The following is a 14,185-nucleotide window of genomic DNA, read 5'->3' on the forward strand; positions in this document are numbered from 1 at the left end:
ACGGACCAAAATTGTACGCTTTCGGGCCGCGAGGCTCAATCCGGCACCGGGCGCCGATTCGTCCGGATGACGACTGTCAGCCTCGCGCGCTGATGGGCACCACTGCCGGTCCCGTCATCGCCGCGCCAGGATGGGACCGTCCGATCCGGGACGCGCCTGGAGCACGCATATGCAGGTCACGAACGAGCGCGCAATGCCCGCTGGAGCCGAGCGCAGCCGCTGGCTGGGGCCTGCGGTGGTGGTCGCCGCCGCCTTCCTGCTCTGGAAGTCCGCCCGCGGGGTCCGGGACCTGGCCTGGACCGCGTTCGGCCTGGGCATGGCCGCCTACTGGACCGGGCTCTGGCCGTTCTGAGTCCCCGCGGCGGCGTCCGTCGCCGGCAGCACCAGCTCGAAGTACGGCGCCGGCGGCGGCTGGTCCGGCGGCAGGGCCGCGGGAGCCGGCGTGCCCGCCGGGCCGAGCGAACGCACGAAGCGGTGGATCGCGCGGCGGTCGTGCTCGCGCATCTGCCGCAGCATGAAGTCCGGCATGATCGGGCGGGTGTGGAGGTTCGCGGTATAGGCCAGCCACTGCGCCTCGTCGAGCGAGGCGACGCTCAGGCGCAGGTTGGTGGCGTAGGTCGTCCCCCAGGGACCGCGGTAGCCCAGCGGCGAACCGGTCAGCCAGTCGGCGACCGGCACCTCGCCGCCGCGCTGGGTGTAGCCGGCGGTGTGGCAGTCGTTGCAGCCGGCGATGCGCACGATGTATTCGCCGTGGGCGACGAGGTCTTCGGTGGCGGCCGCCGCGTCGCCGGCGGTCGCGCTCGCGACGGGGGCACCGTGGCACGCGGCCAGCAGGCAGGCGGCCATCAGGCCGGGAAGGGATCGCAGGGTCGGGGATGGCCGCATGGCGTGTCGTCGGCGGAGGGTCCAGCCTGATCCAACGCGGTTCGCGGGCCTGGCCGGACGCGGGCTGCGCTCCACCGCCATCGTTCCTCGCCGCGCCTGCACGCCGCGGCGGGCTGGACGTGCGGCGGCGCCGCGCGTAGCTCGTGCCACAATTGCGCTCCCGCCGATTCCCGCAGCCGCGATGCCGAAGAAGACCAGGAAGATCAAGAAGATCGAAGCCCGCCTCTCGCCGATCCACGGCAACGGCGTATTCGCCACCGACCTGATCCGCAAGGGCGAGCGCGTCGTGCGCTACAAGGGCACGCTGCGGACCCACGACGAGGTGGACGAGGAGTACGGCGACGACGACGAGGACGGCCACACCTTCCTGTTCACGCTCAACGACGACTATGTCATCGACGCCAATGTCGGCGGGAACGTCGCGCGCTGGATCAACCACAGCTGCGAGCCGAACTGCGAGTCGGAGGTGGAGGAGGACGCGAAGGACCGCCGCCACAAGGACAAGGTCTACATCCTGGCGCTGCGCGACATCAAGCCGGGTGAGGAACTGACCTACAACTACGGCATCACCCTGGACGAACCGCATACCGCCAAGCTCAAGAAGCTCTGGGCCTGCCGCTGCGGTTCGAAGACCTGCACCGGGACGATGCTCCAGCCCAAGCGCTGAGCCCGCCCCGCCTGCGCAGGATGCGCGAGGCGGGCGGATGGTTGCCATGACCGATGGGACGCGGCGCGCCCGCGGGTAAGGCCTAGCCTGCGCGCCGGTGGAGATCAGGCGAGGGGTCGGGATGTCGGGCTGGATGCGACTGTGTGGGTGCGGGCTGGTGCTGCTGTGCGGGCCGGCATGGGCGGTGGAGATCGATGGCACGATCGCGCCGGGCGAGTGGGACACGGCCACCGCGATCGACGATTTCCGCATGGTGCAGCCACTGACCGGCGCGCCGGCGTCCCAGCCGACGCGGGCCTGGGTGATGGCGACGCCAGACGGCCTGGCGGTGGCGTTCCGCAACACCCAGCCCCCGGAGGTGCCGCGCACGCGGCAGAAGGTGCGGCGCGATTTCGACGAGCAGGTCGACCGGGTCAACGTCTTCGTCGATTTCGATGGCGACGGCCGCACCGGCTACGCCTTTACCGTCAGTTCCACCGGCGGCATCGCCGACGAGATCATCACCAACGAAAGCCAGTTCAGCAGCGACTGGGACGGGTTGTGGCGGCACGCGGTGGCCGAGGACGAGTCGGGCTGGTCGGCCGAGCTGCTGATCCCGTGGCATACCGCGCCGATGCGCGATGGCAGCGACGGCGAGCGCACGCTGAAGCTGTACCTGGCGCGCGTGGTCGGTTCCACCGGCGAACGCATGGCCTGGCCCGAGGCGAGCTTCGAACGCTCGCGCTTCCTGTCGGACTTCGCCCCGCTGACCGTCACCCAGTACAGCCAGTCCCTGCTCGCGGTGACCCCGTACGTGTCGGGCCTGTACGACAACGTGGGCGGCGACAGCCAGGGCAATGCGGGCATGGACCTGTTCTGGAAGCCGAACGGCCGCATCCAGCTCTCGGCCACGGTCAACCCGGATTTCGGCCAGGTCGAAAGCGACGACCTGGTGGTCAATTTCAGCGCCACCGAGACCTTTGTCAGCGACAAGCGCCCGTTCTTCACCGAGAACCAGGGCATCTTCGAATACACCACGCCTTCCGACTTCAGCCAGCTGCTCTACACCCGCCGCGTCGGCGGGCCCGCGGACGACGGCGGTGGCGCCAGCGACATCACCGCCGCGCTCAAGCTCAACGGCAGCCTGGGCGCGGCGAAATACGGCCTGTTCTCCGCCGACGAGGCGGGCGAAGCCGGGCGCAGCTTCCATGCGCTGCGGCTGGTGCGCGATTTCAGCACGCAGAACCTCGGCATGATGATGACCCGGGTCGAGCGGCCGTTCCTGGATCGCGAGGCAAGCGTGCTCGGCGTCGACCACGACTGGCGCCCCAGCGCGCGCTGGAACGTGCGCAGCCGGGTGTTCGGCAGCCGCGTCGAGCAGGATGGCGCCCGCACCAGCGACCTCGGCGCGACCGTGTGGGCCGATTACGAGATGGACCGCGGCTGGCGCCAGCAGTGGATCGCGATGCACTTCGGCAACGAACTCGAGATCAACGACGCCGGTTATCTCTCGCGTAACAGCACCAACTACCTGCACTGGCAGGTCTCGCGCCGCTTCACCGACCTGCCCGACACCTCGCGCTACGCCTCCACCGACTGGCGTTGGCGGGTCAGCAGCAACCACAACAACCGTGGCCAGAAGCTCAACGACCAGTTCCGCATGAGCCGCGAAGGGCGCCTGCGCGACGGCAGCTACGAGTACGCCCAGATCAACGTCAACAGCGCCGGCATCAGCGACCTGCTGCTGCGCGGCAACGGCATCGTGCGCCTGCCGGCGAACTTCAACGCGTATTACGAGTACGAACGCCCGCGCAAGGGGCGCTGGGCGCACGACGTGGAGGCCGAACTGTTCGGCGGCGGCCTGGCCGGCAACGACCGGCTGGGCGGCTCGCTGTGGTACGGCGCGACCTACTTCGTCAGCGACGCCTTCAGCCTCAACGCCGGCGCGATCCTGATCCAGCGTCCGGACTGGCTGATCTGGCAGGGCGCCGATAACGGCGACCTGGTCGGCGCTTTCGACGGCAAGGAGGCCAAGCTGCTGGCCGGGCTGGACTGGACCATCGATCCGCGCCAGGAGCTGCGGGTGAAGCTGCAGGCGATCGGCATCGACGCGAACGCGCGCCACGCGTGGCGCTTCGACCCGGCGGGCAACGCGATCGCCGCGACCGACACGGTCGAGGACTTCAGCGTGCGCAACCTCGCCTTCCAGATCCGCTATCGCTACGAACTGGCGCCGCTGTCCTACCTGTACGTGGTGTACGGCCGCGGTGGCTTCGACCGCAGCACCATTGCCGATGGCGTGGACGAGGCGCTGGTGGACAGCTTCGACCTGCGCGACGACGAGCAGCTGATGGTCAAGCTCAGCTACCGCTTCGAACTGTAGGCGCCGCGCGGGTCAGGGCGACGCGGCCTCGCGGAGGTCGGCCGAGGCGATGTGCCAGGCGCGCTGCTCCGCGCTGGCGCCGTCGACCACCGCACGCCGCAGCACGTAGCGGCCGGCGAGCCGCTGTACGCTGCCGTCGCCGCGGGTGGTGGTCACCGTGACCGGCACTTCAACGTAGCGCGAGCCGGCCGCCGCCTCCACCGGTTCGGGCGCGCCGTAGGTCACTTCCAGCGCGGTCGTGTCGCGGAAGCCCGCGGCGAATCCGTCCGGATCCTGGCCGCTGGCGCGGCCGCCGTCCGACCACGCCGCGTAGGCGCGCGCATAGTCGCGGGCCTGGATCGCGGCGTAGTACGCGCGCAGCGTGGCCTCAGCGTCCGCGGGCGTCGGCTCGGCCGTGGGCTCGACCGCGGCCTCGACGGGTGCAGGCGTGGCCAGGCCGGTCTCGGGATTGTCCTCGAGCGGGACCGTGCCGGGCGCGGCGTCGACGGGCAGCAGGTCGGGCGGAGGCGGCGGCGCGGCGCCGGCCAGCGGCACATCGCCGGGGCCCGGCCGCTCGGGCATCCCGGTGATCGCGCCATCGGTCGCGCGCGGTTGCGGGAGGGGCGCGGCGTCGGCGTCCGCGGCATCGCCGGGCGCCTGCGTCGCCTCGTCGCCGCGGCAGGACGCCAGCAGTGCCGCAGCCAGCGCCAGCGTGGCCATCTTCATCAGCGCCGGCCTGGAGGAGTCGCGAACGCCGGCCACGTCAGCGCTCCAGGTGCACGACGACGGTGCCGCCTTCGATGCCCACGTCGCCGATGCGGCGTCCGGCGGGCAGCTTGTCGAGCAGGTCGTCGTCGAGGCGGTACACCGGTTCGCTGCGCGCCAGTTCGCCCAGCAGGCTGTTGACCACGCCGCGCGCGCCGCCGCGCAGCAGTTCGCCCGAGCCCGGCAGTTCGAACTGCAGCAGCTCCGGTGCGTCCAGGTGCAGGCCCTGAGTCGCGGTGTCGTAGCGCAGGCCGCTGGCCAGCGCGAGCCGGCCGCTGGTCGCGCCTTCGCCGCCGAGCGCGCCGAGGCCGAGGTCGAACTCCATCCGCAGCCGCGAGTCGCCCGGCGGAATCGAGACGCGGGGATTGGCCAGGGTCACGGTGACCAGGCCGCCGAGCTTGTCGAAATCACGTGGAAACCGGCGGTCGAGCTGGCGCTGCAGCTGGCCGGGCGTCACCGCGACCTGGTCGTTCAACCAGGCCGAGACCGCGCCCAGCGTGGCGCAGCCGGCGAGCAGCGAAAGCAGGATCAGGGCGAGCGCGACAAGCGGGGTGCGACGCATGGAAGGTCCTCGGGCGAACGGCTGGCGACAGTGTGCCGGCGGCGGCTGAACGCCTGCTCCACGCGCAGGGGTCAGCGCAGGGCCGGCAGTGCCTCGCGCCGGGGCTGCAGCCACGCCAGCAGCATGCCCAGCAGCAGCATCGCCAGCGTACCGAGCACGACCTGGCGGGCGACCAGTGCACCCGGGAGCGGCTGTACCGCGTACTGCAGCAGGCTGCCGGGAACGGTGGAGAACAGCGCCATCGCCAGGCCGAAGCGAAGGCCCTGGCGCAAGGTGGCGCGGCCGCGGTCCACGCCCTGCGCGAAGATCCAGGTCATCGCGAACCCGACCAGTCCATGCGCCAGCAGCAGCCAGCCGACGTATCGGGCGCCGACGTCGGCGCTGCGGTACATCGGGCCCAGCGCCGCATAGTCCGGCCCCAGCAGGAAGGCGTGGATCACGAACGTCAGCAGCAGCGCCGCGAACGACACCACCAGCCCGCAGATCCAGAACCGCTTGCCCATCGCAACCCCCGCCGCGCGCGCAGATGCGGCCATGCTACTGCGGCGGAAGAACCGGGTCGACCGCGGCGCCGGTGATGCGCCAAGCCTCCTGCGCGGGCACGTAACGCAGTTCGTACCAGCCCGAATAGCGGTGGACCGGAGCATCGCCGACACCGATCCGCAGCTCCACCGGGATCCGCACGGAGGAGGGCACCGGATCGCCGTCGAGCACGTGCGGAGACCGGTTGCGCGTGCGCAGGCGTCGCGGCGGACCGGACAGCTCGCGCAGGCCGGCTTCGTCGGCGTCGACCGTCGGCGCGCCATCGATCCAGAAGGCGTCCGCCGCCGCGTGGTCCTCGGGCAGTTGGGCGAGGTAGCGGTGCAGGGTGGAGACCGCGGCACGCATCGCCGCGTCGTGGCGGGCGCGCAACGCGGCCTCGGCTTCCGCCTGCGCCTGCGCGCGTGCCGCCACGCGCGCCTCGGACCGCGATGCGTTCGCGTCGGACCCCGCGGCCGGCGGCACGTCCGCCGCATCGCGGTCGCAGCCGCGTATCACCAGCACGCACGCGGCAAGGCCCAGCGCGACGGCCACGAGTGCGCGCATGCGCGACACCGGAGAGATCTCCGCTCAGCCGGTCGCCGAGCGGAATTCCTGCTCGAGGCGCTGCTTCAGCGCGTCGTCGAGCTTGAGCTGGCGCGCGAGTTCGTCCAGGTAGGCGCGCTCCATGTAACTCTGCTCGTCCGCGGCAACCAGGCTGGCGAGGTACATCTCCGAGGCGATCTCGGGCGTGGAGGCCGAGCGCGCCACCTCGGCCGGGTCGAGCGGCTTCTCCAGTTCGGCCTTGAGCCACTGCTGCACTTCGGCCTCCGGCGCGATCCGGGCGAACTCGCCCTCGATCACCTCGCGCTCGCGCGCGTCGATGTGGCCGTCGGCCTTGGCCGCCGCGACCAGCGCGCGCAGGATCGCCTCGCCGTGCAGGTTCGCCTGTGGCGGCGGCAGGCGGTCGACGGTCTGCGGCTGCACCGCCGCGCCCTGCTGCGCCCTGTAATCGCCGTAGGCGCGATAGGCCATCATCCCCAGCGCGGCGAGGCCGCCGTAGGTGGCGAGCTTGCGCGTGGTCTTGTTGCGTCCCAGCAGCAGCCCGAGGGCGCCGCCGCCGAGCGCGCCCTTGCCGAAGTCGGAGCCGAGCATGCCGCCGAGGCCGCCGCGGCCGTCGTTGCCGGTGATCGACGTGGGAGCGGCGGACTTGAGCAGGTGGTCGAGGAATCCGTTGAGGCTCATGGCGGGTATCCGATGGGTCGGGGGAGGGGAGGCACGCATCCTACCCCCGGAAACGAAAACGGGACGGCAAGGCCGTCCCGTTCCCGGTGTCGCTGGAGCGTGCCCGGATCAGGCAGCGGCGTCCTTGAGCTTCTTCAGCGGGCGCACCTTGACCTTCACCGAGGCGGGCTTGGCGGCGAACCACTGCTCTTCCTTGGTGAACGGGTTGATGCCCTTGCGCTTCGGCTTGGCCGGCACGCTGACGGCGCTGAACTTGGCGACGCCCGGCAGGGTGAAGCTGCCCGCGCCCTTCTTGTTGAGCGAGCCGTGGATCGCGCCCTCGAGCGCGCCCATCACGGCGCGGACGTCCTTGGCGGCGACGCCGGTGCTGTCGGCGATGTGGGCCACCAGGCCCGACTTGCTCAACGGATCCTTGATCGCCTTCGGCGCGGCAGGCTTGGCGGCCTTCTTCGGGGCTGCCTTCTTGGCAGGAGCCTTCTTCTTTGCCATGGGTCTGTGTTCCCTCGTCAGTGTCTGTGGTCTGCGTTGTCTTGTGGCCGAACGTGCCGGCAGGCGCAATGTAGGGCATCCGCCACCCGCCGCCAATAGGAAAAGCGGAAAAAATGCCGCTTTTTTCAGGGCCGATGAGCGCGCCGCGCCCGGCGGCCGATCGGCGGCCATCGCCACCAGCACAGCGCGACCAGAGCGGCGAACGCAGTGTAGGCGGCCACGAACGTCCACCACGGCGCGTCGAAGAAGATCAGGCGCGACAGCCAGTACTGGATGAAGGAATCGCCGTAAGTGGCCTGCCCTGCTCGGTTTCGCAGCGACTGCTCCCACGTCGTCAGCGGGCACAGGCGCCCCAGCCAGGCCTGCAGCACGATCACCAGCATCAGCGCCAGATGCGTCGCGCGCATCGCGAACCCGCGCACCCAGCGCCATCCCAGCGGGCCGCCGACCACCACCGCCAGGGTGAACAGCACCACGAACGCGACCACGCCCACGTGCAGCGCAAGGATGGCGTCGGCCAGCAGGGCGGCGGCGCGCGGCGTCATCGACACGGGCGACGCGCGCTCATTCGTCCTCGTGGCCGGGCCGCCACGCCGCCACCAGTGCCTGCTGCACCTGCGGCGGCACCGGTTCGTAGTGGCTGAAGTCGAGCGCGTAGCGGCCGCGGCCGGCGGTGATCGACTTGAGCTCGGCCGCATAGCCTTCGAGCTCCGACAGCGGTACCTGCGCGCTGACCGCGATCTCGCCGCTGCCGGCGGCGTCCGTGCCGTTGATGCGCGCGCGCTTGGCCGCCAGCCCGCCGCTGATGTCGCCCATGTGCGCCTCGGGCGCGCTCACCTCCAGGTCGACGATCGGTTCGAGCACCTGCGGCCTGGCCTTGGCCACCGCGTCGAGGAAGGCCTTGCGCCCGGCGGCGACGAAGGCGACCTCCTTGCTGTCCACCGGGTGGTGCTTGCCGTCGTACACCACCACCCGCAGGTCCTGCATCGGATAGCCCGCGACCGCGCCGGAGGCCAGTACCTGGCGCACCCCCTTCTCCACCGCGGGCAGGAACTGGCCCGGGATCACGCCGCCCTTGACCTCGTCCACGAACTCGAAGCCGGCGCCGCGCGGCAGCGGTTCGATCCGCATGAACACCTCGCCGAACTGTCCGGCGCCGCCGGTCTGCTTCTTGTGCCGGTGGTGGCCCTCGGCACGCGCGGCGATGGTCTCGCGATAGGCGATGCGCGGGGGGCGGGTGCGCACGTCCAGCGCGAAGCGGTCGCGCAGGCGTTCGAGCTGCACCCGAAGATGCAGGTCGGACAGGCCGCGGATCACGGTCTCGTTGGTCTCGGCCTCGTGCTCGACCTGGAAGCACGGATCCTCCTCGGCCAGCTTGTGCAGGGCGTTGGCGAGCTTCTGCTCCTGGCCCTTGCTGCCGGCCTCGATCGCCAGCCCGAACATCGGCCGCGGGAACGCCACCGGCGCGAGATGGATCTGGTCCTCGTCGTGGCTGTCGTGCAGCACCGCGTCCACGTGCAGTTCGTCCACCTTCGCTACAGCGGCGATGTCGCCGGGAATGGCCCGGTCGACCTCGACGTGCTCGCGACCCTGCAGCCGGAACAGGTGCCCGACCTTGAACGGCTTGCGCCCGTCGTCGACGAACAGCTGGCTGTCGCGGCGCACCGTGCCCTGGTACACGCGGAACACGCCGAGCTTGCCGACGAAAGGATCGTGGACGATGCGGAACACGTCGGCGACCACGTGCGCCTCCGCATCGGGGGTGGTGGCGATCGGCTGCGCGGCGAAGCCGCTGCCCTTCACGAACGGCGGCGGATTGGCTTCGCCCGGGTGCGGGAACAGGCGCTCGGCCACGTCCAGCAGTTCGCGCACGCCGGCGCCGGTGCGCGCGGACGCGAAGCACACCGGCACCAGGTGGCCCTCGCGCAGGCACTGCTCGAACGCGTCGTGCAGTTCGGCGCCGGTGAGTCCGGATTCGCCGAGTTCCAGGTAGTGGTCCATCACCGTTTCGTTCACCTCGACCACCTGGTCGAGGATGCGCTGGTGCCAGTCCGCCACCGGGCCCAGGTCGCTGTCGCCGTCGGCCTGGCCGAAGCAGTCCACCACGCGCGCGCCGCCGCCGGCGGGCAGGTTGAGCGGCAGCACGGTGCTGCCGAACGCGTCACGCAGCTGGGCCAGCGTGCGCGCCGGGTCGGCGCCGTCGACATCGATGCGGTTGACCACGATCGCGCGGCACAGCCCGCGCTCGCGCGCGCGCTCCATCATCCGGCGGGTGCCGTGCTCCACGCCCGCGGCGGCATCCACCACCACCAGCGCGGTCTCGACCGCGTCCAGCGCCGCCAGCGCGGGGCCGCGGAAATCGGGATAGCCGGGCAGGTCGACCAAGTTGAGGTGGACCGCCTCGCCGGACGCGGCCGCATGGTCGAGGCTGGCGATCGCGGCATCGATCGAGTGTCCGCGCTGCTTCTCGATCGGGTCGAAGTCGGACACGGTGTTCCCGCGTTCGACGGTGCCTGCCGTCTGCAGTGCGCCGCCGGCATGCAGCAGGGCTTCGAACAGGGTGGTCTTGCCGGCGCCGGGGTGGCCCGCGAGGGCCACGTTGCGGATCTGTGCGGTCGAGTAGGGCATGGGGCCGATCCTCCCTTGCATGGGACCCGGCCCGTCGGGCCGGCATCTGCGTGGGGATCCTGCTGCATGCGACGGGCGCGCCCGGTGCGTGCGACAGGATCGCGTGCGGCCGTCATGGCAGTCCGCAGGAGGGCAGCGCAACCGTCGGGCCTGCGCTCGGCGGGCGGTCATGGCGGGAAGCCACCTTAGCGCGTCGCCGCCGGCCCGGCGCGTTGCGACGCAGCAAGCCTGACGACCGCGCACGCGGAAGTAACGCCGCGCCGCTTACGCTGCCCGCTTTACCCCCACAGGAGCAGACACGATGGGCATTTCCCGCAAGGCCAGCGCACACTGGGAAGGCGACCTCAAGACCGGCAAGGGCAGCCTCAGCACGCCGCAGAGCGGCCTGCTCGACAACACCCGCTACGGGTTCAACAGCCGCTTCGGCGACGAGAAGGGCACCAATCCCGAAGAACTCATCGCGGCCGCGCACGCCGGCTGCTTCACCATGGCGCTGTCGGCCAAGCTGACCGAGGCCGGGCATCCGCCCGAATCGCTCGACGGCAGCGCCGAGGTGGACCTGTCGATGGAGGGCGGCCCGACGCTGAGCGCGATCCGGCTGAAGATGAAGGCGAAGGTGCCGGGCCTCGACGAAGCCAAGTTCCGCGCCATCGCGGACGACGCCAAGCAGAACTGCCCGGTCTCCAAGGCCCTGAGTGCAGTGCCGATCACGCTGGAGGCGGAACTGGTTGGGTGAGCGCATCCGCTCGGCGTTGATGGTGCATGGAGGCGGCGGTGGTGGCTGGGAGTGGAATGTCTGGAAGGGCGTGTTCGAGGCCGCGCGGCTGCGCGTGGCCGCGCCCGACCTGCAGGCCAGCCCCCGGGGCCTCGCCGCCACCGGCCTGGACGACTACGCCGCGCAGGTGCGCGCGGCGCTGGCGGCGTTGCCGCGCCCGCGCGCGCTGGTCGGTGCCAGCCTGGGCGGGTTGCTGGCGATGGAATGCGCGGGTTACGCCGACGCGCTGGTGCTGGTCAATCCCCTGCCGCCGGCGCCTTGGCATGGGCAGCTGCCGGGGCGGGACTGGCCCGACGTGGTGCCCTGGCAGCGCGACGCACGGCTGACCGGCACCCGGCGGGCGCTGCCCGACGCCGATGAGGCGACGGCGCTGTTCGCCTTCCGCCACTGGCGCGACGAAAGCGGACGCGCGATGCGCGAGGCCTACGCCGGGCGAACGGTGGCGCGCCCGGAATGCCGGGTGCTGTGCATTGCCTCGATGGTCGACGACGACGTGCCGCCGGCCCTGACCGCGGCACTGGCCACAGATCTGGAGGCCTCGCTGCTGCGGGCGACGGCGGTGAGCCACGTCGGGCCGCTGCTGGGCCGCAATGCGGCCGATTGCGCAGCGCAGGCGCTGGCCTGGCTGTCGCAGCGTTGAACGGACGCGGCGCGCCCCCTGCCGATGCGGCCTGGATTCAGCGGGCGTTGGCGCCACGGGCCTAGCGTGGCGCACGCACCCATCCCGCGGGTGCGGGGATCGAGACGATGAAGCAGCTCGCGATGACGTTGGCGCTGGGGGCGTTGCTCGCCAGCGGCATGGCCGGCGCGCAGGTGTACGACGACGACCGTTACGGGCCGGCGCCCTATGGCGACTACAGCCACCGCGCCGCCCCGGTGCAGGACCAGGGCCGCACCTACCGCACGCCGGACCGATACGCCGACCAGGGCGACTACGACTGGGCGCGGGTGGTGCGCGTCGATCCGGTGTTCGACGGGCGCACGCGCCGCGTGTACGACACCCGACGCTGCGAGACGCGCCGCGACGGATACGTGTCGCGCGACCCCTATCCACGCGACGGCTATGGCGGCTACGGCGACGACCGTTACGGCGATCCCTATGGTCCGGCGCGCCGCGACGAGAACGGTCGGCTGGTCGCGACCGTGATCGGCGGCATCGCCGGCGCCGTGCTGGGGAGCCGCATCGGCGACGGCAGCGGGCAGCTGGTGGGCACCGCGGTGGGGTCGATGGTGGGCGGAGCGGCCGGCCGCGGCATCTACGAGGCGAACCGCCGCAACCGCCAGGGCAGCGTCACCGTGTGCGAACCGGATCCGTATCGCGACGGCTACGGTGGATACGATGGCTACGACACCTATGGCGACGGGCGCTACGACGGCCCGGTCAGCGCCTACGACGTGACCTACGAGTACGCCGGCCGCCAGTACGTGACCCGTACCGACCACCACCCGGGCGACCGCATCCGGGTGCGCGTGGACGTGCGCCCCGAATAGCGGAACCGGCCCGCGCGGCCGCCTGCGCCGCGCGTTGTAGCATCGACGCCCACGCCCGATCCGGAGTGCGCCGATGCCGCGTCCACTGTTCGCCTGCCTGCTGTCCGCCATCGCCGCCCTGACCGCAGGGGCTGCCACCGCCGGCGACCAGACCCTGCTGCGGGCCGCGCGCATCCACACCGCCGATGCCGACGCGCCGCTGGCCTCGGCCCTGGTATGGGATGTCGAGGGCCGCATCGTGGCGGTCGGCGACGCCACGGCGCTGGCCCGGGCCCATCCGCAGGCGCGCGTGGTCGATGCCGGCGACGCCACCGTGATTCCCGGACTGATCGATGCCCACGGCCACCTGCTCGGCCTCGGCCTGGCGCTGACCCGCGTCGACCTGGTCGGGACGCGCAGCAAGGACGAGGTGCTCGCGCGCCTGCACGCATTCGAAGGGGGCCTGCCGCCGGGCGAATGGCTGCTCGGCGGCGGCTGGGACCAGAACGACTGGCCCGAGGCCGCCTTTCCGACCGCGGCCGACCTCGACGCCGCCTTCCCCGAGCGCCCGGTGTGGCTGCGCCGCGTCGACGGCCACGCGGGATGGGTGAATTCCGCGGCGCTGCGCGCGATCGCGGCGCGGCCCGACGCTGCCGCGCTGCTGGCGTCCGGCCAGCCGGAGGGCGGGCTGATCGTGCGCGACGCGCAGGGCCGGCCGACCGGCGTGTTCGTGGACGAGGCCGAGCGCCTGGTGGATGCGGTGGTGCCGGCGATGGACCAGGCCGATGCCGACCGCGCGCTGACGCTGGCGCTGGAGGCCGCCGCGCGCAACGGGCTCACCGGCGTGCACGACATGGGCACGAGCCTGGCCGATTTCGAACAGCTGCGCCGCTTTGCCGACGCCGGACGCCTGACCCTGCGCGTCGCCGCGCACGCCGATGGCGATGGCGCCGCGCTGGACTGGGCCTGCGAGCACGGCGCCTACGCGCATCCCGGCGGCCGCCTGCAGCTGCGCGGGGTGAAGTTCCTGATCGACGGCGCGCTCGGCAGCCGGGGCGCGGCGCTGGCCGAGGACTACAGCGACGACCCGGGCAACCGCGGCCTGGTGCTGATCGAGCCGGCGCGCTTCGACGCGCTGCTGGCGCGCGCGCGCGACTGCGGCCTGCAGGTGGCCACGCACGCGATCGGCGACCGCGGCAACGCGCTGGTGCTCGACGCCTACGCGCGGGCGCTGGGCGATGCGGCCGGCAGCGACCACCGCTGGCGCATCGAACATGCGCAGATCGTCGATCCGGACGACCTGCCGCGCTTCGCCGCCCTGGGCGTGGTGGCCTCGATGCAGCCCACCCACGCCACCTCGGACATGCCGTGGGCGGAGCAGCGCGTGGGCCCGGTACGCATCGCCGGCGCCTACGCCTGGCGCCGGTTCGCCGATGCCGGCGTGCCGCTCGCGCTGGGCTCGGATTTCCCGGTGGAATCGCCCGACCCGCGGCTGGGCCTGCATGCGGCGGTGACGCGCCAGGATCGCGACGGCCATCCGCCCGGCGGCTGGCGGGCGGACCAGGTGCTGACCGCGGTCGAGGCGCTGCACGGCTTCACCCGCGACGCGGCCTGGGCGCACCGCGACGAAGCGCGCACGGGCCGGCTCGCGCCGGGCCTGCAGGCGGATTTCGTGGTCCTGGCGCAGGACCCGCTGGCGCTGCCTGCCGCGCAGCTGCCGGCGCTGGAGATCCGCTCGACCTGGGTCGATGGTGCGCCGGTGTACGAAGCGGCGGCGGCCGCGCGAAACGACTGACGACGCCGCGAAAACAGCGGCACGCCCGCCATGGCGGCGCAAGG

The 14,185-nt window shown here is 72.1% G+C and carries 16 protein-coding genes; 7 read left to right on the forward strand and 9 right to left on the reverse strand.

Annotated elements, in window-relative coordinates:
• Positions 1 to 169 precede the first annotated feature (169 nt).
• Positions 170 to 352 carry a hypothetical protein gene (locus QFW80_RS15150; RefSeq protein WP_280602811.1) on the forward strand — a complete coding sequence of 61 codons (183 nt, stop codon included), beginning with the start codon at positions 170 to 172 and terminating at the stop codon, positions 350 to 352.
• Here the strand turns inward: QFW80_RS15150 and QFW80_RS15155 are convergent.
• A complete protein-coding gene (locus QFW80_RS15155) occupies positions 325 to 885 on the reverse strand; it encodes a cytochrome C (RefSeq protein WP_280602812.1) in 561 nt (186 codons plus the stop codon). The two genes, QFW80_RS15150 and QFW80_RS15155, sit on opposite strands and share 28 nt — an antisense overlap.
• A gap of 181 nt (positions 886 to 1,066) precedes the next feature.
• Between QFW80_RS15155 and QFW80_RS15160 the strand changes: the two genes are divergently transcribed.
• Complete coding sequence (locus tag QFW80_RS15160) at positions 1,067 to 1,552, forward strand: SET domain-containing protein (protein WP_280602813.1); 486 nt, start codon at positions 1,067 to 1,069, stop codon at positions 1,550 to 1,552.
• 133 nt (positions 1,553 to 1,685) lie between these two features.
• Positions 1,686 to 3,914, forward strand: a complete 2,229-nt coding sequence (locus QFW80_RS15165) for a DUF5916 domain-containing protein (protein WP_280602814.1) — start codon at positions 1,686 to 1,688, stop codon at positions 3,912 to 3,914.
• Positions 3,915 to 3,926: 12 nt separating this feature from the next.
• On the opposite strand, the gene QFW80_RS15170 is transcribed toward QFW80_RS15165, so the two are convergent.
• The 8 genes from QFW80_RS15170 to fusA all read right to left on the reverse strand — a co-directional run bounded on the left by QFW80_RS15170 (position 3,927) and on the right by fusA (position 10,101).
• The gene (locus QFW80_RS15170; protein WP_280602815.1) at positions 3,927 to 4,655 is read right to left on the reverse strand and encodes a hypothetical protein; all 729 of its coding nucleotides are present in this window, start codon (positions 4,653 to 4,655) and stop codon (positions 3,927 to 3,929) included.
• A gap of 1 nt (position 4,656) precedes the next feature.
• The gene (locus QFW80_RS15175; RefSeq protein ID WP_280602816.1) at positions 4,657 to 5,220 is read right to left on the reverse strand and encodes a DUF1439 domain-containing protein; all 564 of its coding nucleotides are present in this window, start codon (positions 5,218 to 5,220) and stop codon (positions 4,657 to 4,659) included.
• 71 nt (positions 5,221 to 5,291) lie between these two features.
• Positions 5,292 to 5,723, reverse strand: a complete 432-nt coding sequence (locus tag QFW80_RS15180; protein WP_280602817.1) for a hypothetical protein — start codon at positions 5,721 to 5,723, stop codon at positions 5,292 to 5,294.
• A 34-nt stretch (positions 5,724 to 5,757) separates the two neighbouring features.
• Complete coding sequence (locus QFW80_RS15185) at positions 5,758 to 6,306, reverse strand: hypothetical protein (RefSeq protein ID WP_280602818.1); 549 nt, start codon at positions 6,304 to 6,306, stop codon at positions 5,758 to 5,760.
• Between the two features lie 24 nt (positions 6,307 to 6,330).
• On the reverse strand, positions 6,331 to 6,984 hold the full coding sequence (locus QFW80_RS15190; RefSeq protein ID WP_280602819.1) for a tellurite resistance TerB family protein: 654 nt from the start codon (positions 6,982 to 6,984) through the stop codon (positions 6,331 to 6,333).
• A 108-nt stretch (positions 6,985 to 7,092) separates the two neighbouring features.
• A complete protein-coding gene (locus tag QFW80_RS15195) occupies positions 7,093 to 7,473 on the reverse strand; it encodes an HU family DNA-binding protein (RefSeq protein WP_280580282.1) in 381 nt (126 codons plus the stop codon).
• 125 nt (positions 7,474 to 7,598) lie between these two features.
• Positions 7,599 to 8,018 (reverse strand): DUF2784 domain-containing protein, encoded by a 420-nt coding sequence (locus QFW80_RS15200; RefSeq protein ID WP_280603076.1) that lies wholly within the window; start codon positions 8,016 to 8,018, stop codon positions 7,599 to 7,601.
• A 19-nt stretch (positions 8,019 to 8,037) separates the two neighbouring features.
• Entirely contained in the window at positions 8,038 to 10,101 is a 2,064-nt protein-coding gene (gene fusA / locus QFW80_RS15205) for an elongation factor G (protein ID WP_280602820.1), read from the reverse strand.
• A 301-nt stretch (positions 10,102 to 10,402) separates the two neighbouring features.
• On the opposite strand from fusA, the gene QFW80_RS15210 reads away from it, so the two are divergent.
• The 4 genes from QFW80_RS15210 (at position 10,403) to QFW80_RS15225 (ending at position 14,141) form a co-directional block, all read left to right on the forward strand.
• Complete coding sequence (locus QFW80_RS15210) at positions 10,403 to 10,837, forward strand: OsmC family protein (RefSeq protein WP_280602821.1); 435 nt, start codon at positions 10,403 to 10,405, stop codon at positions 10,835 to 10,837.
• Positions 10,830 to 11,516, forward strand: a complete 687-nt coding sequence (locus tag QFW80_RS15215) for an alpha/beta fold hydrolase (RefSeq protein ID WP_280602822.1) — start codon at positions 10,830 to 10,832, stop codon at positions 11,514 to 11,516. Before QFW80_RS15210 ends, QFW80_RS15215 begins: the two co-directional genes overlap by 8 nt.
• 107 nt (positions 11,517 to 11,623) lie before the next feature.
• Positions 11,624 to 12,367 (forward strand): glycine zipper 2TM domain-containing protein, encoded by a 744-nt coding sequence (locus tag QFW80_RS15220; protein ID WP_280602823.1) that lies wholly within the window; start codon positions 11,624 to 11,626, stop codon positions 12,365 to 12,367.
• A gap of 73 nt (positions 12,368 to 12,440) precedes the next feature.
• Positions 12,441 to 14,141: an amidohydrolase gene (locus QFW80_RS15225; RefSeq protein WP_280602824.1), complete on the forward strand. Its 1,701-nt coding sequence runs from the start codon at positions 12,441 to 12,443 to the stop codon at positions 14,139 to 14,141.
• The last annotated feature ends 44 nt before the right edge of the window (positions 14,142 to 14,185 follow it).

Source organism: Luteimonas rhizosphaericola, from assembly GCF_029888045.1.
In the GTDB taxonomy this organism is placed as follows: Bacteria; Pseudomonadota; Gammaproteobacteria; order Xanthomonadales; family Xanthomonadaceae; genus Luteimonas; species Luteimonas rhizosphaericola.